The organism is Flavobacterium kingsejongi (assembly GCF_003076475.1).
GTDB classification, from domain to species: domain Bacteria; phylum Bacteroidota; class Bacteroidia; order Flavobacteriales; family Flavobacteriaceae; genus Flavobacterium; species Flavobacterium kingsejongi.
Genome location: NZ_CP020919.1, coordinates 2015461 through 2035456, shown reverse-complemented (window position 1 = coordinate 2035456; position 19996 = coordinate 2015461). Strand labels below are relative to the sequence as shown.

The 19996-nt window shown below is 38.5% G+C and carries 20 protein-coding genes; 2 read left to right on the top strand and 18 right to left on the bottom strand.

What is annotated here, in order from left to right; genetic code table 11:
- Positions 1–16 precede the first annotated feature (16 nt).
- The 7 genes from FK004_RS08905 to recR form a co-directional block, all read right to left on the bottom strand.
- On the bottom strand, positions 17–1294 hold the full coding sequence (locus tag FK004_RS08905; protein ID WP_170108550.1) for a nucleotide sugar dehydrogenase: 1278 nt from the start codon (positions 1292–1294) through the stop codon (positions 17–19).
- Between the two features lie 2 nt (positions 1295–1296).
- Positions 1297–2697, bottom strand: coding sequence for a nucleotide sugar dehydrogenase (locus FK004_RS08900; RefSeq protein ID WP_108736956.1), 1401 nt, complete (start codon positions 2695–2697; stop codon positions 1297–1299).
- Positions 2698–2832: 135 nt separating this feature from the next.
- Entirely contained in the window at positions 2833–3813 is a 981-nt protein-coding gene (locus FK004_RS08895; RefSeq protein ID WP_108736955.1) for an SDR family oxidoreductase, read from the bottom strand.
- A gap of 23 nt (positions 3814–3836) precedes the next feature.
- The gene (locus FK004_RS08890) at positions 3837–4700 is read right to left on the bottom strand and encodes an ABC transporter permease (RefSeq protein ID WP_227871695.1); all 864 of its coding nucleotides are present in this window, start codon (positions 4698–4700) and stop codon (positions 3837–3839) included.
- Between the two features lie 4 nt (positions 4701–4704).
- Complete coding sequence (locus FK004_RS08885) at positions 4705–7146, bottom strand: polysaccharide biosynthesis tyrosine autokinase (RefSeq protein WP_108736954.1); 2442 nt, start codon at positions 7144–7146, stop codon at positions 4705–4707.
- Between the two features lie 6 nt (positions 7147–7152).
- Positions 7153–7935, bottom strand: a complete 783-nt coding sequence (locus FK004_RS08880; RefSeq protein WP_108736953.1) for a polysaccharide biosynthesis/export family protein — start codon at positions 7933–7935, stop codon at positions 7153–7155.
- Positions 7936–8042: 107 nt separating this feature from the next.
- Positions 8043–8660 (bottom strand): recombination mediator RecR, encoded by a 618-nt coding sequence (recR, locus tag FK004_RS08875; protein ID WP_108738791.1) that lies wholly within the window; start codon positions 8658–8660, stop codon positions 8043–8045.
- A gap of 149 nt (positions 8661–8809) precedes the next feature.
- On the opposite strand from recR, the gene FK004_RS08870 reads away from it, so the two are divergent.
- Positions 8810–10327, top strand: a complete 1518-nt coding sequence (locus tag FK004_RS08870; protein WP_108736952.1) for a sodium:solute symporter — start codon at positions 8810–8812, stop codon at positions 10325–10327.
- An 84-nt stretch (positions 10328–10411) separates the two neighbouring features.
- Here FK004_RS08870 and FK004_RS08865 read toward each other — a convergent pair whose 3' ends face one another.
- The 3 genes from FK004_RS08865 to FK004_RS08855 form a co-directional block, all read right to left on the bottom strand.
- Positions 10412–10777, bottom strand: coding sequence for a CoA-binding protein (locus FK004_RS08865; RefSeq protein WP_108736951.1), 366 nt, complete (start codon positions 10775–10777; stop codon positions 10412–10414).
- Positions 10778–10848: 71 nt separating this feature from the next.
- The gene (locus tag FK004_RS08860; RefSeq protein ID WP_108736950.1) at positions 10849–11373 is read right to left on the bottom strand and encodes a hypothetical protein; all 525 of its coding nucleotides are present in this window, start codon (positions 11371–11373) and stop codon (positions 10849–10851) included.
- The gene (locus FK004_RS08855; RefSeq protein ID WP_108736949.1) at positions 11360–11935 is read right to left on the bottom strand and encodes a carboxypeptidase-like regulatory domain-containing protein; all 576 of its coding nucleotides are present in this window, start codon (positions 11933–11935) and stop codon (positions 11360–11362) included. The genes FK004_RS08860 and FK004_RS08855 overlap by 14 nt, the downstream gene beginning before the upstream one ends.
- A 112-nt stretch (positions 11936–12047) precedes the next feature.
- Here FK004_RS08855 and FK004_RS08850 point away from each other — a divergent pair, with 112 nt between their 5' ends.
- A complete protein-coding gene (locus tag FK004_RS08850; protein ID WP_108736948.1) occupies positions 12048–12668 on the top strand; it encodes a MarC family protein in 621 nt (206 codons plus the stop codon).
- 60 nt (positions 12669–12728) lie between these two features.
- Here FK004_RS08850 and FK004_RS08845 read toward each other — a convergent pair whose 3' ends face one another.
- The 8 genes from FK004_RS08845 to FK004_RS08810 form a co-directional block, all read right to left on the bottom strand.
- Entirely contained in the window at positions 12729–13973 is a 1245-nt protein-coding gene (locus tag FK004_RS08845) for a sulfate adenylyltransferase subunit 1 (protein WP_108736947.1), read from the bottom strand.
- Positions 13974–13976: 3 nt separating this feature from the next.
- Positions 13977–14882 carry a sulfate adenylyltransferase subunit CysD gene (gene cysD, locus FK004_RS08840; RefSeq protein WP_108736946.1) on the bottom strand — a complete coding sequence of 302 codons (906 nt, stop codon included), beginning with the start codon at positions 14880–14882 and terminating at the stop codon, positions 13977–13979.
- Positions 14883–14884: 2 nt separating this feature from the next.
- Positions 14885–15601, bottom strand: a complete 717-nt coding sequence (locus FK004_RS08835; protein ID WP_108736945.1) for a phosphoadenylyl-sulfate reductase — start codon at positions 15599–15601, stop codon at positions 14885–14887.
- Entirely contained in the window at positions 15598–15834 is a 237-nt protein-coding gene (locus tag FK004_RS08830) for a DUF2061 domain-containing protein (protein ID WP_108736944.1), read from the bottom strand. The genes FK004_RS08835 and FK004_RS08830 overlap by 4 nt, the downstream gene beginning before the upstream one ends.
- Before the next feature lie 77 nt (positions 15835–15911).
- Positions 15912–16325 (bottom strand): RrF2 family transcriptional regulator, encoded by a 414-nt coding sequence (locus FK004_RS08825; protein ID WP_108736943.1) that lies wholly within the window; start codon positions 16323–16325, stop codon positions 15912–15914.
- The gene (gene ctlX, locus FK004_RS08820; protein WP_108736942.1) at positions 16326–17261 is read right to left on the bottom strand and encodes a citrulline utilization hydrolase CtlX; all 936 of its coding nucleotides are present in this window, start codon (positions 17259–17261) and stop codon (positions 16326–16328) included.
- Between the two features lie 35 nt (positions 17262–17296).
- Positions 17297–18211: a dimethylarginine dimethylaminohydrolase family protein gene (locus FK004_RS08815; RefSeq protein WP_108736941.1), complete on the bottom strand. Its 915-nt coding sequence runs from the start codon at positions 18209–18211 to the stop codon at positions 17297–17299.
- Positions 18212–18363: 152 nt separating this feature from the next.
- Positions 18364–19647, bottom strand: a complete 1284-nt coding sequence (locus FK004_RS08810) for a citrate synthase (RefSeq protein WP_108736940.1) — start codon at positions 19645–19647, stop codon at positions 18364–18366.
- Between the last annotated feature and the right edge of the window lie 349 nt (positions 19648–19996).

Genomic DNA, 19996 nt, shown 5'->3' with positions numbered 1-19996 from the left:
TCGTTAAATCTATTGACTATAACCCACCATCGGATTTCCTCCCTAAAACTCCCTTGACATCATAGACCACACTTTTCTCTGTCGATTTTAACTGATCAAAATCCAGTTTCAGAAATTCATCATGTGCGACTCCCAAAATTATGGTATCAAAAGTGTCTTCTGGTAATACGGCAGTCGTAGTTATTCCATATTCCTGCATCACTTCTTCAGGATTTGCCCAGGGATCATATATTATAATCTGCATCCCATATTCTGAAAGAGCATGGATTACATCTACAATTTTAGTATTGCGCACATCAGGGCAATTTTCCTTAAAAGTAATTCCCAGCATTAATAAATGGGCATCATTGACAATAATTCCATTTTTAATCATGAGTTTCACTACTTGTGTTGCTATGTATTCGCCCATGCTATCATTCAAACGCCTGCCTGCAAGAATTATTTCAGGATTGTATCCTTTCTCCTGTGCTTTTTGTGCGAGATAATAAGGATCAACCCCAATACAATGACCACCAACTAAACCAGGCTTGAAATTGAGAAAATTCCATTTTGTTCCTGCAGCTTCCAATACCGCATGGGTATCAATCTCTAAGAGGTTAAAAATTTTTGCCAGTTCATTCACAAAAGCAATATTAATATCGCGTTGTGAATTCTCAATTACTTTCGCTGCTTCTGCTACTTTTATTGATGGGGCTAAATGGGTTCCTGCGGTTATTACAGATTGGTATAATGCATTGACTGCATGTCCGGTCTCTGGTGTTGACCCGGAAGTGATTTTCAGTATTTTATCTACGGTATGTTCCTTATCTCCGGGATTAATTCGTTCCGGTGAATATCCTGCAAAAAAATCTTCATTAAACTTTAAACCGCTAATTCGCTCTAATACGGGCACACATTCTTCTTCTGTTACTCCGGGATATACTGTCGATTCATAAATCACGGTATCTCCTTTTTTGAGTACTTTCCCAACGGTTTCGCTGGAGCGGTATAACGGATCCAGATCGGGTCTATTGTGTTTGTCTACAGGCGTAGGCACTGTAACAATATAGTAATTACAGTCCCGGATATCTTCTAAATCTGCCGAACAGTATAATCCTACATTGTCCGATGGTTTTTCAACCAATACCGAAAGCAGGCTTTCTTTATCGAGTTCGAGTGTGGAATCTATCCCTTTTTTTAATGCTTCAATTCGCTTTTGATTTATATCAAAGCCAACCACAGGATATTTTGTGGCAAATAATCTTGCTAAAGGTGTCCCTACATATCCTAATCCTATAATGGCTATTTTAATCATATCTATTTTTTTGCAGATCCAATCGATTGGTATTTAAATCCTATCCTGCTCAGCATTTCTCCATCCAGTAGGTTCCTACCGTCAAAGATAAAAGCTGGCTTATGCATCTGTTCGTATATTTTTTCCCAATCATAGGTTTTAAAAACATCCCATTCTGTAAGGATTGCTATTGCATGAGCATCTTTACAGGCTTCATACGGATCTTCAAATACCTCAACCCCATCCCTGTTTTCTGCTTCTGTTCTGGAATGCAGATAATCAAGATCGAACAGGATTTGTTTTTCTGTAACTTTTGGATCATAAACGGCAATATTTGCCTGTTCATTCAGCAGATCATTTGCAACATAAATCGCAGCCGATTCTCTGGTATCGTTGGTGTCTTTTTTAAATGCCCACCCTAAAAACGTAATCTTTTTAGCCGATACTGTATTATAAAGTGTTTTAACTATATTATTGGCAAAACGGCGTTTTTGATGATCATTCATAATAATCACCTGTTCCCAGTAGTCTGCCACTTCAGTAAGTCCATAGGATTTTGCGATATATACCAGGTTTAAAATATCTTTTTGAAAGCAAGATCCGCCAAAACCAACAGATGATTTCAGGAATTTAGATCCAATCCTGCTGTCCATCCCAATAGCCCTGGCAACCTCATTTACATCAGCACCTGTTTTTTCACACAATTCCGATAAGGCATTAATCGAAGAAACGCGCTGTGCTAAAAATGCATTCGCCGATAATTTTGATAATTCCGAGGACCATACATTCGTTTTTAAAATCCGGTCTTCTGATATCCAGTTTCCGTATATAGCAGCTAATGCTGCTATTGCCTCTTCTCCCTCTACAGTTGTATCGCCTCCGATAAGCACTCTGTCCGGATTTAATAAATCCTGCACAGCTGTACCTTCTGCCAGAAACTCAGGATTGGATAAAATTTGAAATTTTACTCCGTTTCCCGTATTATCCAATATATTTTTAATCGCTTCTGCAGTACGAACAGGGAGTGTCGATTTTTCTACTACTATCTTATCATTCACGGCAACTTTTGCAATCTGCCGCGCGCATAATTCAATATACTTTAAGTCAGCCGCCATCCCTTTTCCCGAACCATAGGTCTTCGTTGGGGTATTGACAGAAATAAAAATCATTTGTGCTTCCGAAATCGCATTTTCTACATCTGTAGAGAAAAACAAGTTTCGTCCCCGGGCTTCAGCAACAATTTCGCTAAGGCCTGGTTCATAAATCGGAATATTGTTTACATTGTCATCATTCCATGCCGCAATCCTGCTTGCGTTTAAGTCCACCACAATTACTTTAATATGAGGACACATTTTTGCAATCACTGCCATAGTAGGGCCGCCAACGTAACCTGCCCCGATGCAGCAAATAGTATTTATTTTCATTATATAATCTTTTTCAGCAAGAATGCAAAGTTAAAAGGATTTGGCAATTATCGCTATTTTTTTTCATTATGTGATATATTTAACAACGGTTTCACATTTAAAAATGGGCTATCGCAACCGAAGCATGCAACCGTTTTATTTCAAATTTTGCCAGTACCATTGTACAGCAACTTTTAATCCTTCCTGGAGGGAAAATTTAGGATTATAACCCAGAAGCTTCTTTGCTTTATCGATGCTGGCCAGCGAATGAGGAATATCGCCCTGCCTGTTTTCTCCATGTATGGTCGCTATATTGGCAATTTCCGGATCGTATTCACTCAAGTATTCCTTAAGATACCCCACCAAAGTATTCAGTGTATTGCGATCACCATAAGCCGTATTAAAAACTGTATTTAAGGCTTCTTTATTTTCAGTCAGCATTGCCAGCTCATTCATCTGTATCACATTATCGATATAAGTGAAATCCCTGGAATGATTTCCATCCCCATTAATTACCGGGCTTTCATGTTGCATCAGCTGGATTACGAATTTAGGAATAACGGCCGCATAGGCGCCTTTTGGATTTTGTTTTCTGCCAAAAACATTAAAGTAACGCAGCCCAATTGTCTCTAATCCATATGTAGTACTGAATATTTCAGCATAAAGCTCATTGACATATTTAGTAATTGCATAGGGCGATAATGGTTTACCGATTACTGCTTCGACTTTAGGCAATCCTTGTGAATCGCCATAGGTAGAAGAACTTGCCGCATAGACAAAACGTTTTACATTAGCATCTCTCGCTGCCACCAGCATATTGAGAAAACCGGAAACATTTACTTCATTGGTTGTAATAGGGTCATTGATCGAACGGGGCACAGATCCTAAAGCTGCCTGATGCAATACATAATTTGCATCCTGAACAGCTTTTTTACAGTCGGAAAGGTTGCGTATATCGCCTTCAATTAAGGTGAAATTAGGGTTCTCTAAAAAAGCCTCTATATTGGATCGAAAACCTGTGGCGAAATTATCCAGGCATACTACGTTGTAGTTTTGACCTAAAAAATGTGCACAAAGATTGGATCCTATAAATCCAGCACCACCGGTAATTAGAATCGTTTTTTTCTGGTCTTCCATAATAATATTACTTCCGGTTTAAATTAAACTGTATCGATAAAACTTTTTTCAGTTTTATTAAAAATAATCAATCCCAGCAAAAAGGCAATAACTGAGAAGGCAAAAGAATACAGCAATCCGCCAATCGAAAAAGTCCCTTTCCCTAAGAAGCCATACTTAAAGAATTCAAATAGGTTAGTTAACGGATTGGCATATAAAAGCCAATGCCATTTTTCTGGTACCTTTTCCAATGCTGTCGATAGCGGATAGATAATGGGGGTAACATACATATACAACTGTATTCCAAAAGAAACCACAAAAGTGAGATCTCGGTATTTCGTTGTTAAAGAAGAGATGATCATTCCAAACCCTAAAGACAATAGCGCCATTGTCAATAATATAAAGGGGATAAAAAGTGCTGTCCAATTGGGGTGGACGTCAAGTCCCCGGTAGCAACAATAGAGTAACACCGTAATAAAAAGCGCAAATTGTATTCCGAATTTTAATAAACTGGATACGGTTACCGACAAAGGCATAATCACTCTTGGAAAATATACTTTCCCAAAAATACTCTGATTGGTTTTGAAAGTATCTGAAGTTGATTTAAAGCATTCGGAAAAATAAGACCAAAGTGTATTTCCTGCCAATACAAAGAGAAAATAGGGAACTCCATCCGATTGTATATCGGCAATGACATCAAAAATCACAAACTGTACCACCGAAGTAATGAGGGGCTGGATCAAGAACCATAATGGCCCTAAGATGGTTTGTTTGTAATAAGTAACAATATCTCGTTTTACAAACATTAGCAACAAATCACGGTAGCGCCAAATTTCTTCAAAATTTAGCGATAGTAATTTATCCTTTGGTTTTATTTCGTACAGCCATTCTTCTTTTTCGGAGCTCACTTTATTATTTTTTCTTAAGAATTTTACTTTTCAGTTCCCCGAAAAACCCCTTAGGCTCTTCTTCATGATACCCTGCGGAATAATCCCCATATCCATATCCATATCCATATCCATATTTGGTCTTGTTTTCAAAACCATTCAGCACCATACTGATATGATGCAGCTCCCCTCTTTTGTGCTTTGTATTCACAATAGAAAGCATTCCTTTTTTGGTTACATTCTGTCGTACAATATACAATGTCACATCACAATAAGGCGCCAATTCCAACGCATCGGAAACAAGGCCTACTGGTGGGGTATCCAAAATAATATAATCGTATTTTGCCTTCAGTTCATCCAGCAATACTTTCATGCTGTCCCCTAAAATCAATTCAGCCGGATTGGGCGGAACCGGACCGGACGGAATAACATCAAGGTAGGAGATATGGGTCTTTTGGATAATCTGATCGACTGTCTTCTGACCGATCAAAAAATTGACTACACCATAGGTATTTTCAATATTAAAATCCTCGAAAATTTTAGGCTTCCGCAAATCCAACCCTACAATAACAGTTTTCTTCTCACTTAGCGCAAAAACAGTCGCAATATTGATCGAACAAAATGTTTTCCCTTCCCCACTAATGGACGAAGTAATCATTAAGGTTTTAGCCCCTGCAATGTTCTGCTTTTTATACATAAACTGAAGGGACGATCGTATCGCCCGGAAAGATTCTGCTAATGCTGATTTTGGTTTTTCAAAAACAGCCAGATTATTTAATGTGGTCTTTTTTCCTACTATTCCCAATACCGGAATCTGGGTCAAAGCCTGTATATCTTCTATCGTATGAATACTATTGTCTAAAATGGTAATGGTAAAGGCAATCAGTAATGGAATTAGCATCCCTAAAAACAAAGCCATTACATAATTCACAGAGGTTTTGGGGCCAATAAGACCGCCACCAATATCCTTAGCTGGATCAATAAACTGGATATCTGACAGGTTTGAGGCCTTAATTATATCGGCCTGGCTCCTTTTTTCCAGAAACGTTTTGTAGATATTTTCATTCAGGTCATATTTTCGGGTAATTTTCAACAAATCCTGTTGGTCTTCTGGTAATGTCCTGATGTTTGCTTCGGCTGAATTAAGCCGGGTATTGACCTGCTGCAGATCACCACCCAGCGAAACTTTGGCACTCTTAATATTTTCGACCAACACACGTTTTACCGCTTCCATCTGATTGTCAAATTCCTGGAATAATTTGTCGTTTTTAACAGAATAAGCCATTTCTGATCTTTCCGTTGAAAAAGAAATTAGTTTGGCTACATTGACCACAATATTAGGATCTTCAATCCCGGCAACACTCGGAGCAGGCAGTCGCGAATAATCATCACTTTTATTCAGGTAACTCTCTAATGAGTTGTAATAGGACATCTTTCGCTTAATGGCTTCTTTTTCCAGATCAAAAGCTGATATTTTTTCATTGATCATCTCTCCGCCATTCTCCAGGTTAAAGATATTTTTGTCTTTCCGGAATGATTTTAATTCATCTTCATTTTCGGCAAGCTGTCTCCCCATGGCTACAATAGTACTATCGATAAAACGAATGGTATTATTGGCAAATTGATTTTTACTATCCAATTGATTTTTTCGAAGGATTTCTACAGTAGCATTTAAATAATCTACCATACGTGCCTTATTGGCACCTTGCATGGTCAACCGCAATATTGAAGCGCCTTTGGTATCAATATCCACTCCTAAGCCTCTATAGGAAGCTACAGTGCCATTAAAATCATCAAACTGCACAAAATATTCAGCATCTTTATAAAATCCCGGATTCTCGTTTAATTCCAGTTTCCAATGAAGAAAAGGCAAATTTACCTCTTCTCCTATCTGATAGTTCTTTTCAAATTTCTGAAGTGCCACCGTCGTATTGGAAAATGAATTATCCGAATATTTAGTCAATCCTACACTCTCCGTATCAAACATGATGGTAATTTTATATTCGGTATCATTGATAAACCGAACTTTAATCAGCCTGCCGGATAACTGTGGCTTTGTTTTATCAATAACAACATAAAACGGGACTTCACCATATGCATCCTGGAGATTGTATTCCCCAGTCTTCAAATATTTTATGTAAAAATTCAGGTTTTGGACTACCGCCTCATTATGAAGCCTGGATTTTAGAGTGGTAATAACGGCCTGTACTTTATCGGATGTACCGCCCCAGTTGAAAACCAAATTGGTACTGGAAGAGAACAAAGCATTATTTTCATCCTTTATGACAATAAGCGATTCCATTCCATAAATTTTTTCTTTACGAATGTTAATCTGGTAGGCAATGGTAAATGTGATAATCAGGGAAACAATAAACCACTTCCAATAACTAAGAATCTTAAGCAGGAATCCCTTAAAATCAAAATTATTGTTGTTTTCAAAAAAAGAAAAATCTTTAGTATCGAGCATAATCGGTTATAGATTTTTTAGCAATACAATTGTTGTAATTAAAGACAGGGCCGAAAAGATTGTCGCCAATGTTTGCACTCCTGTTGTCCCCGTTCCCCATGACTTTTGTTTCAATGGCTTGACATAAATATAATCATTGGGCTGGATGTAGAAGTAAGGAGATTGCATGGCTTTTACATCGGTCAGGTCAATACTGTGTATTTCTGTACCGTGGGGGTATTGCCGGATGATTGTAACGTCTTTCCGGTTTCCGGTTACGGTAATATCTCCCGCATTGGCGATTGCCTCCATAATGCTCACTTTCTCCTGAAATAATATCTGTGTTCCCGGAGAGGCAATTTCCCCATTAATTGTATAACGGAATCCACCCAATTTTACGCTGACAAAAACATTAGCCTCTTTCTTGAAATAGTCGTCCAGAAGTTGCTTTTCAATTTTAATCCTGATTTCATCCAGGGTATAACCGATAACATTCACTTCCCCCAAAACAGGTATCCTGATATTTCCATGGTCATCTACAGTAAATCCGTCAAAATATAATCCTTCGGCAGTATTGGAATCACCAGAAGTTTTTTTACTGAAAATCTCTACCAGTTTGGCATCTAAGGCTTTTATATTGATGCTAAGGACATCGTTGGTCTGTACACGATATGGCTTCGCAACTACAGGCATGATTACTGATTCTTTTGCATCGGCATTTTTATTCTGTAGATAGATCAGATCTTTATTAGGAACACAAGAGGTTACCAGCCCGGCAAAAATCAAAACAACCAGTAAAAGTCTATTCATGTAGCAATTTATTTAGTAAGACAAAGATAGTTTTTCAATTACACATATAAAACGCACTATCATTAATATATTGTATCCTTCAAAAGCGGCTGAAACCCCACTTGAATTTATTTTTTCAAAGCAATCTCAAAAGGTATCCGCTGCAATATGCTGCGCCCTAAGGTAACTTCATCGGCATATTCAAGTTCGTCCCCTACAGAAATTCCCCTGGCAATAGTAGAAAGCACAACTGAAGTATCTTTTATCTGCTTATAAATGTAAAAATTAGTCGTATCCCCTTCCATCGTGGAACTTAATGCAAAAATGATCTCGGCAATACATCCGGAATTCACTTTATCAACGAGTGATGTTATAGTAAGCTGGCTGGGGCCAACACCATCAATAGGAGAAATTTTTCCGCCCAGTACATGATATATTCCACGGTATTGGCCGGTATTCTCAATCGCCATTACATCCCGGACATCTTCTACTAAACAAATAAGTTCGTGATTCCTTTTGTCATTGGCACAAATCTCACAGATTTCAACGTCGGAAATATTATGGCATTTTTTACAGAATTTTATATTTTCACGCATCCCCAATAAGGCTTCCGATAAAAAGCGGGTTTGGTCTTTTGGCTGTTTTAACAGATGTAATACCAAACGTAATGCGGTTCTTTTACCGATTCCCGGTAACTGCGACATTTCGCCAACAGCTTTTTCTAATAATTTTGAAGAGAATTCCATTGGGGCAAAGATAATCATTTTACAGCATACCTAATATAATGCAAATGAACGGAATCTGCTATAAAACGGATCATTTTTAATATTATAAGGGCTAAAAATTGTTCGATTGCTCCATTTAATTAACTTTGGCATCAGCTAAAAATGAAACGATGTCACCAAACTCCATTTTAATTTTGATTATTGCCTATTTCGGGATCCTAATTCTGATTTCAAGGATTATGAGCCGAAAGGATTCCGGAAATGATGCTTTCTTTAAAGCCAACAAAAACTCCAAATGGTACCTTGTAGCCTTTGGAATGATCGGTACAGCTTTATCCGGGGTAACATTTATTTCGGTACCGGGCGAAGTGGGATTACCGGCAAATCAGTTTAAATACTTCCAGTTTGTCCTTGGAAATGCCATCGGGTTCATCATTATTGCCAAGGTACTCCTTCCCCTATATTACCGCATGAACCTGACGTCTATTTACGGGTATATTGAAAGCAGGCTGGGGTATTATTCGTATAAAACAGCAGCACTGATCTTCCTGATCAGCAGAACGATCGGATCGGCCTTCCGTCTTTACCTGGTGGTGATCGTATTACAACATTTTGTTTTTGATGCCTATGGCATTCCTTTCTGGGCAACTGTACTTATTTCACTCGCACTTATTTTTGCCTATACCTACAAAGGCGGCCTTAAAACTATTATTATCACTGATACGCTACAAACATTATTCCTTGTATCATCCGTATTTTTTACGATTTATTTCATTTGCGACAGCCTAAATTACAACATACCGGAAGCCTTTGACGCGGTTAAAAACAGTAGCTATTCTAAAATATTTTTCTTTGATAATTTTATCACCGAAAAAAATCATTTCGCCAAACAGATTTTGGGCGGGATTTTCGTCACTATAGCCATGGTGGGACTGGACCAGGACCTGATGCAAAAAAACCTGAGCTGCAAGAATATCGGCGAAGCTCAAAAAAACATGTTTACCTTCACGGGAATCTTTGTGATCATCAATATTTTCTTTCTTAGTGTTGGGGCCTTGCTCTACATTTATGCGGCTAAGTATAATATCGAAGTTCCATTGGATGCGATCAGCGGCAAACCCAGAACCGATCTGCTGTTTCCTGAAATCGCATTCAAACACCTAACACTTATTCCGGCCATAGTATTCCTTTTAGGATTAACTGCGGCTACTTTTGCCACCACCGATTCAGCACTTACAGCCTTGACCACATCATTCTGCGTGGATTTTCTTGGAATGGATAAAGCGGAGAACAATGCCAAACCTCATAATGTCAGGAACCGCCACATTGTGCACCTTTCCTTTTCGTTGCTTATGTTCTTGGTCATCCTCGTATTTAATATCATCAATGATTCCTCAGTTGTCAGCATGATTTTTAAAGTCGCCTCCTATACTTATGGCCCATTACTCGGACTGTATTCTTTTGGCCTTTTTATGAAACGGAAAAGTGTTAATGACAGGCTCGTCCCTATAATTTGTATCCTTGCCCCGGCATTGACGTTCCTTTTGAGTTGGAAATCAACGTTCTTTTTCGGGAACTATGTTTTTGATAATGAGCTCATCATTATAAATGGATTAATCACATTTATCGGATTGCTGCTTATCAGCAAATCTACAGCTTCTCCATTATTGCAAGAGCGCAAATCTTAAATAACTACAAAAGGCTGTTCCACAAATTGCGAAACAGCCTTTTATTCTTTTAATCCCGGATATTTACGGATTACTTATTATAACCTAATATTGGTTTGTAGCCAGCATTACCAGCGTACAGGCAATATCAACACGTATATTATTCACTTTCAGCAACTGGTAGAATTCCGGATTCTCTGTCCCCGGATTGAAAATAACTCTTTTGGGTTGTAACGAGATGATGTAATTATAATAGTCTCGTTGTCGCGCTGGATTAAGGTATAACGTTACGGTATCTATATTTTTTAATGGAATTTGTTTTGTATGAACTTTTACACCGGCTACTTCTGCTTCTTTTTGCCCGATTGCCACTACAGCATGTTCTTTAGCCGTCAGGCTGTTAATTGCTTTATACGAATATCGTTCGGGATTTGCTGAAGCTCCGAGCACTAAAGTTTTTTTGTTTTTCATTGGATTTGCTTTGATGCAAATTTACTATAATTTGAAGCTAAGCTCCTATTTTTTAAATATTTTATAACACACTAATCTTCAGCCTGATAATCAACCGGCAATAGGTCACCTGCTTTTAGGCTACCAATATACCCTCCAAAAATCACCCCGGTTACCGGATTAAAGTTCCCACTCTTGTCGACATAAATTTCGGGTGCTACAAAATCCATGATTGAAACTTTATTGGCATTGTAACGGATATTAAAATATTCTTTTACCCATATTGTTCCATCTTTCCCTTCCGACACTACCATAGGGGTACGAAGCACATTCACTCTTTTTATTTCTTTCTTAGGCTGTTCTAATACTGTTATTTTCTTTATTCCTAGCGTATCGGAAATACTGAAATATATTTTAGGATCATCTTTAAACTGATGCACAAATAATTCAAATTTCTCCTTCTCCCAGGTTCCTTCGGCTATTGTCTTCATCAAATGCGCTGACGAGCCCATATAGGTTTGTTTACGCCTTTTTTGCGCATTCTTCTTGCCTTTGGAAATATCCTTGAAAAAAGTAGTCCCTAAAAAATAACTCTGCGATACACTATAAAGGTTCAAGGGTATTGAAATTATATTTCACCCCAAAATCAGAAAGGTCAAAAATAATATCATAATCGAGGTAGTTGTTTACGATCCGCAACGGATTCTCTGCACTGGCAGAAAGCACATGATTATCGGGATCATAATGCAGCACAATATCATTCTCATTCAGTATCTTACAGGAAGAAGCGGACTTGGATGTACCCAAAAACTGCCCTTTGAAAGCGGCAAGCATCTTCTTACGGCTGAACAACGGACTGCCGATAACGACTTCTTCCAGGCCAATAAGATCTTCCTTCATCAGCACTTTAAAATTCTTGTCGTACGAAAATGGATCCTCTACCGTTATCGTTTCATATCCGATAAAACTAAAGACCAATGCATTCGGCATTTTATTTTTTGCCGTGATAGCAAAATAGCCATCCTTATTGGTCATGGTTCCTAATGTAGTACCGTCTAAATAGACATTTGCGCCTTCAATTGGTTTTTGAGTGTTTTTATCATAAACATGTCCAGCAAGTTGTTGGGCATTGCCAATAGAAAACAATATTAAATGGAGGAAAAGAACAATATATCTCATAATTAATTTTTAAAACAACCCCTATAATTCACTCTAATTATAACAATTAATAATTTTTTATTTTTAAATTTACAACACCACCTAAATAAAAACTTAATTTTACATAAAAAACATGGAGTTATTTATCTATATTTTCGCTGCGCTATTTTCTGTCTTAAATCCCATTGGAACAGTTCCAATGTTCGTAGGATTAACACAGCATGATAGCATGGCAGAACGGTCCAGGATTTCGTTATGGACAGCTGTAAATGTATTTATTATTCTGATTGTATCTTTCTTTCTGGGAGAATATGTATTAAGTTTTTTTGGAATTACACTCAATGCACTTCGGATTGCAGGTGGGATTATTATTGTGAACTCGGGGTTTTCCCTGCTCGCCGGTAACTTTAGCAAAAAAAGAGGAGTCAATAAAAAGGTGGAAAATGACGCTCAAAAAAGAAACGACATTGCTTTAACACCGCTGGCCATTCCCATGCTTGCCGGTCCTGGATCTATGTCACTATTGATTACTTTCTATCAGGAATATCAATCCATAAATGAAAAGATCATCGCTTCACTCGCCATCCTTGCCATCGCCTTAATGATTTTTATTGTTTTGAGAAGTGCACATTATCTGGCTCGTATCCTGGGTGCTTCAGGTATTGTCGCTATTTCGAGAATTGTCGGCTTTATTGTTATTGCAATTGGTATACAATACATCATTACATCAGTGGTAGACATCTGTAAATTCTAATACCACTTTCATTCCAAAAAAAGAAGCGGCTGTCACAGTGACGTGACAGCCGCTTCTTTTTTATGCTACAAAACCTACGGCAACCGTATTATTGGTCTGTGTATCAATGAGGATAAAGGCGCCATTTTGCCTGTTATCCTCAAAAACGTCGAGAAATACAGGCCCGCCTAATTTTAGGCGTATTTGTCCAATATCATTTAGCCTCAGTTCGGAAGCCTGATAAGGCGCTAAAGGTTTTTCCGGAGGAATTACGGCATTTATGGATTGTATTTTACTTACTACACTACGACTCCCAGCCTCAAGCATATATTTACCTGAAGTTGTAGCAGGTTTTTCATCCATCCAGACTACCGTTGCTTCAATTTCCCGTTTGAGCAGATGCTCCGAAATTTCATGTACGAGAACCATACCCCGGCTAATATCAATATTATCTCTTAAGCGTATCTGGATCGATTGCCCTGCTGTTGCAGTATCAAAAGTGGTTTTAAATTTACGGATTTCAGTCACGATACTTTTTTGTAAGGAAGGAATCACTAGTATCTCGTCCCCTACCTTTACGGTACCGCTGGTTACCTTGCCGGCATAAGCCCGATAATCCGTAAACTCGGTGTTCTGTACATGTTGCACCTGTTGCACATCAAAACGGAATCCCAAAGGCTGAACAGCTCTTGTATCAATAGTATGCAAAATACCTGATAAAGTAGCACCTTTGTACCAGTCCATATTTTCAGACGCGAGTACAATATTATCTCCTTTCAGTGAACTGATCGGGATAATCTGTGTTTGCTGTGCTAACGGTGGAAACTGCGCAATCATTTTATCAATGTCGGCTGCAATATTCAGGAATACATCTTCACTATAATCAGAAAGATCCATCTTATTGATGCAAAAAACAACGGTATGCAATTTCAGTAACCTGCTGATAAAATAATGACGGTGGGTTTGCTCCAGCACTCCTTTCCTGGAGTCGATAAGTATGACCGAAACTTCAGAATTTGAAGCTCCTGTAACCATATTCCGGGTATATTCTACATGCCCCGGACTATCTGCAATGATAAATTTCCGGCTTTCAGTAGAAAAGTAAATATGTGCTACATCAATAGTAATTCCCTGTTCCCTTTCGGCAATCAAGCCATCTGTAATTACTGAAAAGTCGAGGTCTTCCAATCCTTTTTCTTTCGTTTTCTTTTCAATTAGCGCTTCCTGCTCTATTGTGAGTGCCTGGCTATCGTACAGAAATCTCCCGATAAGTGTACTTTTACCATCGTCAACACTTCCGGCTGTATTTATTCTGATTAAATCCATAATTTAAAAATATCCCCCTTTTTTACGTTGTTCCAAAGCAGCTTCAGAACGTTTATCATCTATTCTTGCGCCTCTCTCTGATGATTTCGAGGCTTTATTTTCATATAATATGGCATCAATCGTAGTGGCTTCAGAAATAAAAGCAGCAGTGCAGGTCATATCGCCTACGGTTCTGAAACGCACCATGGTTTCGACAATTTCATCGGTATCCACCAAATTCAAAAAAGGAGAATGTGCCAAATGTGCCCCATCTCTTTTAACCAGTTTTCGCGGATGCGCAAAATAAATAGAAGGCAATCCAATTTCCTCCTGATCGATATATTTCCATACATCTTCTTCGGTCCAGTTACTGATGGGGAAGGCGCGAACGTTTTCACCGAAATGAATTTTACCATTCAGCATCGAAAATACTTCCGGTCGTTGTTTTTTGGAATCCCATTGGCCAAAATCATCCCTTACGGAAAAAATACGTTCTTTTGCCCTTGATTTTTCCTCATCCCTTCGGGCTCCACCCATACAGGCATCAAAACCAAATTCTTCAATAGCATCGAGTAAGGTTACCGTTTGCAATGAATTCCTGCTGGCATATTTACCGGTTTCTTCTTTTACTTTATTGGCATTGATACTGTCCTGAACATACCGGACAATAAGCTCAACCCCCAACTCTTCTACCAACTGGTCACGGAAAGCGATCGTTTCCGGAAAATTATGCCCTGTATCAATGTGCAGGAAAGCGAAAGGTATTTTGGCAGGATAAAAGGCTTTTTGTGCCAATCGTGCCAGCGTTATAGAATCCTTTCCTCCCGAAAATAATAAAACTGGTTTCTGGAATTGGGCCGCAACCTCCCGTATGATGTAAATACTTTCATCTTCCAGTGTCTGCAGGTGCGTTTGTAAATACTCTGCCATACTTAATTGTTTTTATCTGAATGAATATGTAATCCGCATTCTTTTTTACCGTTTTCCCACCACCACCTGCCGGCACGGAAATTTTCTCCAGGCAATAATGCCCGGGTACAAGGTGCGCAGCCAATGCTGAGAAATCCTTTTTTATATAAATTGCTGATTGGAATATTAAAGGAAGTAACCAGAGCTTCTATCTCAGGAAGAGAATAGGCCAGCAACGGATTGAATTTAACCAATTGGTTTACTTCATCCCATTCCAGAAATACCATATTTTCCCGGTTGGCCGATTGCTCCGAACGTAATCCTGTAATCCAAAGATCAGCGCCTTGCAACGCCCTGCTTAATGGGGCCACTTTCCGAATCGCACAACAGGCCTTCCGGTTTTCTATACTATCATAAAAACCGTTAATACCGTATTCATTTATATATTTTTTGATTTCCTTTTCTTCTGGCGTGTAGGTTTCAATCGTAAGAGCAGGATATTTTTTCTGAGTTTTATGGAAGACCTCATAGGTCTCATCAAATTGCCTTCCGGTATCCAATGTAAAAACCGTAATGGTATTGGCATACTTTTGTAAAAAATGTGTAAGCACCTGATCTTCGATACCAAATGAAGTCGAAAATACTTTTTTTCCAACTATCGTTTCCAGCACAAATGCTAACGATTGTTCCAGATCCAACTCTTGCAATTTGCGGTTAAGATCTTCTAATTGCCCTCTCATTCTTTTCGTGTGAGTTTAGACCAGGCCCGTTCATGAAGAAAATAGAGAAACATTTTAGAGAACACTTCAAAACCACCTATAGACACGGCGATTTTCACATTTCCTGTCAATATATAGGAGATAATCATTGTGTCAATTGTCCCGACTATACGCCAGGTCACCGCTTTGATGGCTGATATTTTGGGACTATCCTTAATAGAAAGTGGCTTTTTCCCCTTTAATAAATCAATCATAATCCTGGTATATTTTTTAATTTTTCAAATATACCATTACTCTATCGATTATATAGATTAATTGAGTCGGAAAAAAGTTACAGTAATGTTAAATCAAAAAGGGATTTGTTTTGGAGCAGGCTCAAGGTATTATCGCGCACCTGTATCATTAGTTTGTTCAGGGCACAGGTCTGCTCATCCGGGCAATCGCTGCATCGCTCATAAAAGTTAAGGCTGACGCAGGGAAGCATGGCAATAGGGCCGTCCAATACACGGATTAATGTAGCGACTGTAACATCCCTGGGATCTTTCATCAAGTAGTATCCGCCACCTTTTCCTTTCTTGGAACCTAAAATGCCGAATTTTTTCAGATCAAGCAGAATGCTTTCCAAAAACTTTTTGGAAATGCATTCGCTTTCTGATATTTGCGAAATCAGTATAGGTACCGAAGGATTCTGCCGGGCAATATACACCAGCGCCTTTAAACCGTATTTCGTTTTTTTGGATAACATTTATTTCAGGGGTAAAAAGATTTCCGCCATCATGCATCGGGCACTACCGCCGCCACAAGCTTCAATAGTATCCAGGCTTGAACTCAGGATTGTTGCGTGTTTTTCAAGTTTGGCAACCTGGTCTTTCGTCAGGGATTGGTGAGCCGCTGTACTCATGACTAAGTAATGCTTATTATCATTCCCAACCACTTCCAGCATATTACCGGCGAAATTATTAACCTGTGCTTCACTTATAAGGATCACTTCTTTTTTATCTTCTTTGAGACTTGCCATGACGGCTTTACGTTCTTGTTTGTCATCAATTGAATCCGCACAAATTACAGCAAAATGCTCTCCCAGGCACATCATCACATTCGTATGGTAAATCAATTTTCGATCTCCATCTACATTTTGAAACGCTTCAAAAATAATTGGTGCATAATCAAAATCCTCACAGAATTCAATAAACAATTCTTCATCGGCTCTTGGCGATAAGGCACAATATGCTTTTTGATTGGCACGGTCCAGCAAAAGGCTGCCTGTCCCTTCCAGGAAAAAACCATCTTCTTCTGCAGCAGTATAATCTACAATGTTATCGATTTGGAATCCTTTCTCTTCTAACAGATCCAATATTTCTTCACGACGCTCCAAACGGCGGTTTTCTGCAAACATTGGATATAAAGCCACATCCCCATTTTCATGGAAAGAGATCCAATTGTTTGGGAATATGGAATCTGGCGTATCCGGATCCAGTGTGTCATCTACTACAGTGACATCAACACCTACTGCTTTTAGTTTTTCAACGAAAGCATCAAATTCCTGTTGTGCTTTAGCATTTACTGTAGCGGGTAATAAATTATCCAGTACTTTTTGGTAATAGTTATTTACTGCCGTTTGCTCGTTCATCCGAAAAGCAACCGGGCGGATCATCAATATGGAGTTTGTAATTTGTTTCATTTTATAAGGTACTTAGTTTAAAAATACTGATCGTACTAATCGCGTATCAGCGGCAACGTTGAACAACGCAATAATCCTTCCTGCTTTGCTATTTCAGCATACGGAATTTCTTCAACTGTAAATCCAGCTGCCCTTAACCAGTTGTTAAGCCGCGTGAAATTTCGTTCCGAAACCACAACATCGGGTGCAATGGAAAAAACATTGGAATTCATGTGGTACATTTCGTCCCGCGTAATATGAAAAAGGTTTTCTGCTCCAAAAAGATTCACCAGAAACATATAATCTGCTTCTTCCCGAAATCCGCTTTTATAGATAACCCCTTTATTGGTACCTACAGGCTGAAAACAGCAATCCAGGTGCAGGGCATTATCACGGGCTTCAATTTTAGATTTCACCAAATCAAATTCCTTCACAATTTTATCCGGGAACAAATTCCGGATGTATTCAACCCCCTCCATGTTGGTACGGGCAGTAATATAATCCTTATAATCACTTCCTTTATACGTCCCAATAAAGATATAATCATTCCAAAGCATGACATCGCCACCTTCAATATGGACTTCCTCCGGTGGACGCACTACTTTTAGGGGATCAATCTGGTCAATAATATACTGAATGGCATCCAGTTCCTTTTCGCGATCCGGCAGGATATTCGCTTTCACAAAGGTATCATCGATAACAAAACCAATATCACGCGCAAAAATCTGATTGTAATTTTCAATCATTTCCGGACGGAATACAGTTACGTCATATTTCTGAAAGACCGCATTAAAAGCCTCGGTCTCCAGCACCATATCTTTTTCAACCGGATAGGTACCTGCTTTTATATGCTCTAATGATTTAGGGTCATAGGCTTCCTCTATTTTCGGAGTGGGCCCGTTATGGACGGCAGAACCTAAAACAACGGCTCTTAATCGTGATGTTTCGTTTTTTACATTTAAGTGTAACATAGCTTTCTCGCTTTTGGCAAATATAGAAAAAGAGTGTTGATTAATGCTATTTTCAAAAAATATTCAGCTGAATTTAACCAATTACTCCGGGTATTAAAAAAGCCTCATTCTGAAATGGAATGAGGCTTCTTTTTATATAAGTCTGATTGGAACTATCTTTTTTCAAAAGGAACAAAATCCCGTAATGGATGTCCAGTATATATTTGTCTTGGACGACCTATTGGCTCCTTGTTGATACGCATTTCTTTCCATTGTGCAATCCATCCTGGCAAACGCCCGATAGCGAACAATACAGTAAACATATCAGTAGGAATACCTAATGCACGGTAAATAATTCCGGAATAGAAATCTACGTTTGGATATAATTTTCTGGATACGAAATAGTCATCTACCAAAGCCGCTTCTTCCAATTTTTTAGCGATATTCAGAATTGGATCATTCACCCCTAATGTAGAAAGTACTTCATCTGCGGCTTTTTTAATGATCTTAGCTCTTGGATCGAAGTTTTTATATACCCTGTGACCGAAGCCCATCAAACGGAATGGATCATCTTTGTCTTTCGCTTTCGCTAAATATTTGTCAGCATCACCACCATTTTTCTGGATTTCTTCCAACATTTCTAAAACGGCCTGATTTGCACCACCGTGTAATGGGCCCCAAAGTGCTGAAACACCTGCAGAGATTGAAGCAAATAAACCAGCATGTGATGACCCTACCATTCTTACTGTTGATGTAGAACAGTTTTGTTCGTGATCAGCATGCAAGATAAATAATTTATCAAGTGCGGCTACAACAGTTGGATTGGATTTATACGGTGAAGTTGGCAATTCAAACATCAAACGCATAAAGTTCTCTACGTATCCTTTAGTATTGTCGTAATAATTCAATGGAAAACCTGAAATTTTTCTGTATGTCCATGTAGCCAAAACCAGGAATTTACCCATAGTTTTACAAACAGCTTCATACATTTCTTTTTCATTTTCAACATTTACCACTTTAGGATTAAAAGCAGTTAATGCACTCGTCAATGAAGATAACACACCCATTGGATGTGCTGTTTTTGGGAATCCGTCGATGATATTTTTCATCTCTTCATTCACCAAAGTATATTTTCTGATATCGTTTTCAAATTGCTCCAGTTGTGCTCTGGTTGGTAATTCACCAAAAATTACAAGGTAAGATACTTCAAGGAAATCTGCTTTTTGAGCCAGGTCTTCTATGGCATATCCTCTGTAGCGTAAAATCCCTTCTTCACCATCGAGGAATGTAATTTCACTTTTGCAAACCCCTGAGTTTTTATAACCGGGATCCATTGTAATTGCGCCCGTTGCGCCACGTAGTTTGTCGATATCGATAGCAACTTCATTTTCAGTCCCCACGATGATCGGAAACTCATATTTTTTGCCATCAATTTCTAAAATTGCTGTATTTGACATTTTTAGTATGTGATTTTATATAATTAATATTTCTTCTTGCGAATATAATCATTTTCATATTAACTATGGCTACACGAGGGTTACGAAAACGATAATAATTACTTAAATTTTGCTAATTTACTATACACAACTACTATAAAACAAGGCCCTGTTTCCTTTTTTAAAACAGGAGCGTCAGGCGGCAAAAAGAGCAATTTTACACCACTTTAGAAGCGCTGTAGCACTACAGACTACAAAGAGCAAAAAAGGACTAAAAAAAGCCATATCAGCCCGAAATAAAAGCCTCATTTTTGTGTACAAAAAAACACCTGACCGGAAACCCGGTCAGGTGTTTTAAAAAGAATATCGT

Excerpts from the sequence above, each read along its gene's own strand:
- FK004_RS08905 (WP_170108550.1), bottom strand. The coding sequence starts at position 1,294 with ATGATTAAAATAGCCATTATAGGATTAGGATATGTAGGGACACCTTTA.
- FK004_RS08900 (WP_108736956.1), bottom strand. The coding sequence starts at position 2,697 with ATGAAAATAAATACTATTTGCTGCATCGGGGCAGGTTACGTTGGCGGC.
- FK004_RS08895 (WP_108736955.1), bottom strand. The coding sequence starts at position 3,813 with ATGGAAGACCAGAAAAAAACGATTCTAATTACCGGTGGTGCTGGATTT.
- FK004_RS08885 (WP_108736954.1), bottom strand. The coding sequence starts at position 7,146 with ATGCTCGATACTAAAGATTTTTCTTTTTTTGAAAACAACAATAATTTT.
- FK004_RS08880 (WP_108736953.1), bottom strand. The coding sequence starts at position 7,935 with ATGAATAGACTTTTACTGGTTGTTTTGATTTTTGCCGGGCTGGTAACC.
- recR (WP_108738791.1), bottom strand. The coding sequence starts at position 8,660 with ATGGAATTCTCTTCAAAATTATTAGAAAAAGCTGTTGGCGAAATGTCG.
- FK004_RS08870 (WP_108736952.1), top strand. The coding sequence starts at position 8,810 with ATGTCACCAAACTCCATTTTAATTTTGATTATTGCCTATTTCGGGATC.
- FK004_RS08865 (WP_108736951.1), bottom strand. The coding sequence starts at position 10,777 with ATGAAAAACAAAAAAACTTTAGTGCTCGGAGCTTCAGCAAATCCCGAA.
- FK004_RS08855 (WP_108736949.1), bottom strand. The coding sequence starts at position 11,935 with ATGAGATATATTGTTCTTTTCCTCCATTTAATATTGTTTTCTATTGGC.
- FK004_RS08850 (WP_108736948.1), top strand. The coding sequence starts at position 12,048 with ATGGAGTTATTTATCTATATTTTCGCTGCGCTATTTTCTGTCTTAAAT.
- FK004_RS08845 (WP_108736947.1), bottom strand. The coding sequence starts at position 13,973 with ATGGATTTAATCAGAATAAATACAGCCGGAAGTGTTGACGATGGTAAA.
- cysD (WP_108736946.1), bottom strand. The coding sequence starts at position 14,882 with ATGGCAGAGTATTTACAAACGCACCTGCAGACACTGGAAGATGAAAGT.
- FK004_RS08835 (WP_108736945.1), bottom strand. The coding sequence starts at position 15,601 with ATGAGAGGGCAATTAGAAGATCTTAACCGCAAATTGCAAGAGTTGGAT.
- FK004_RS08830 (WP_108736944.1), bottom strand. The coding sequence starts at position 15,834 with ATGATTGATTTATTAAAGGGGAAAAAGCCACTTTCTATTAAGGATAGT.
- FK004_RS08825 (WP_108736943.1), bottom strand. The coding sequence starts at position 16,325 with ATGTTATCCAAAAAAACGAAATACGGTTTAAAGGCGCTGGTGTATATT.
- ctlX (WP_108736942.1), bottom strand. The coding sequence starts at position 17,261 with ATGAAACAAATTACAAACTCCATATTGATGATCCGCCCGGTTGCTTTT.
- FK004_RS08815 (WP_108736941.1), bottom strand. The coding sequence starts at position 18,211 with ATGTTACACTTAAATGTAAAAAACGAAACATCACGATTAAGAGCCGTT.
- FK004_RS08810 (WP_108736940.1), bottom strand. The coding sequence starts at position 19,647 with ATGTCAAATACAGCAATTTTAGAAATTGATGGCAAAAAATATGAGTTT.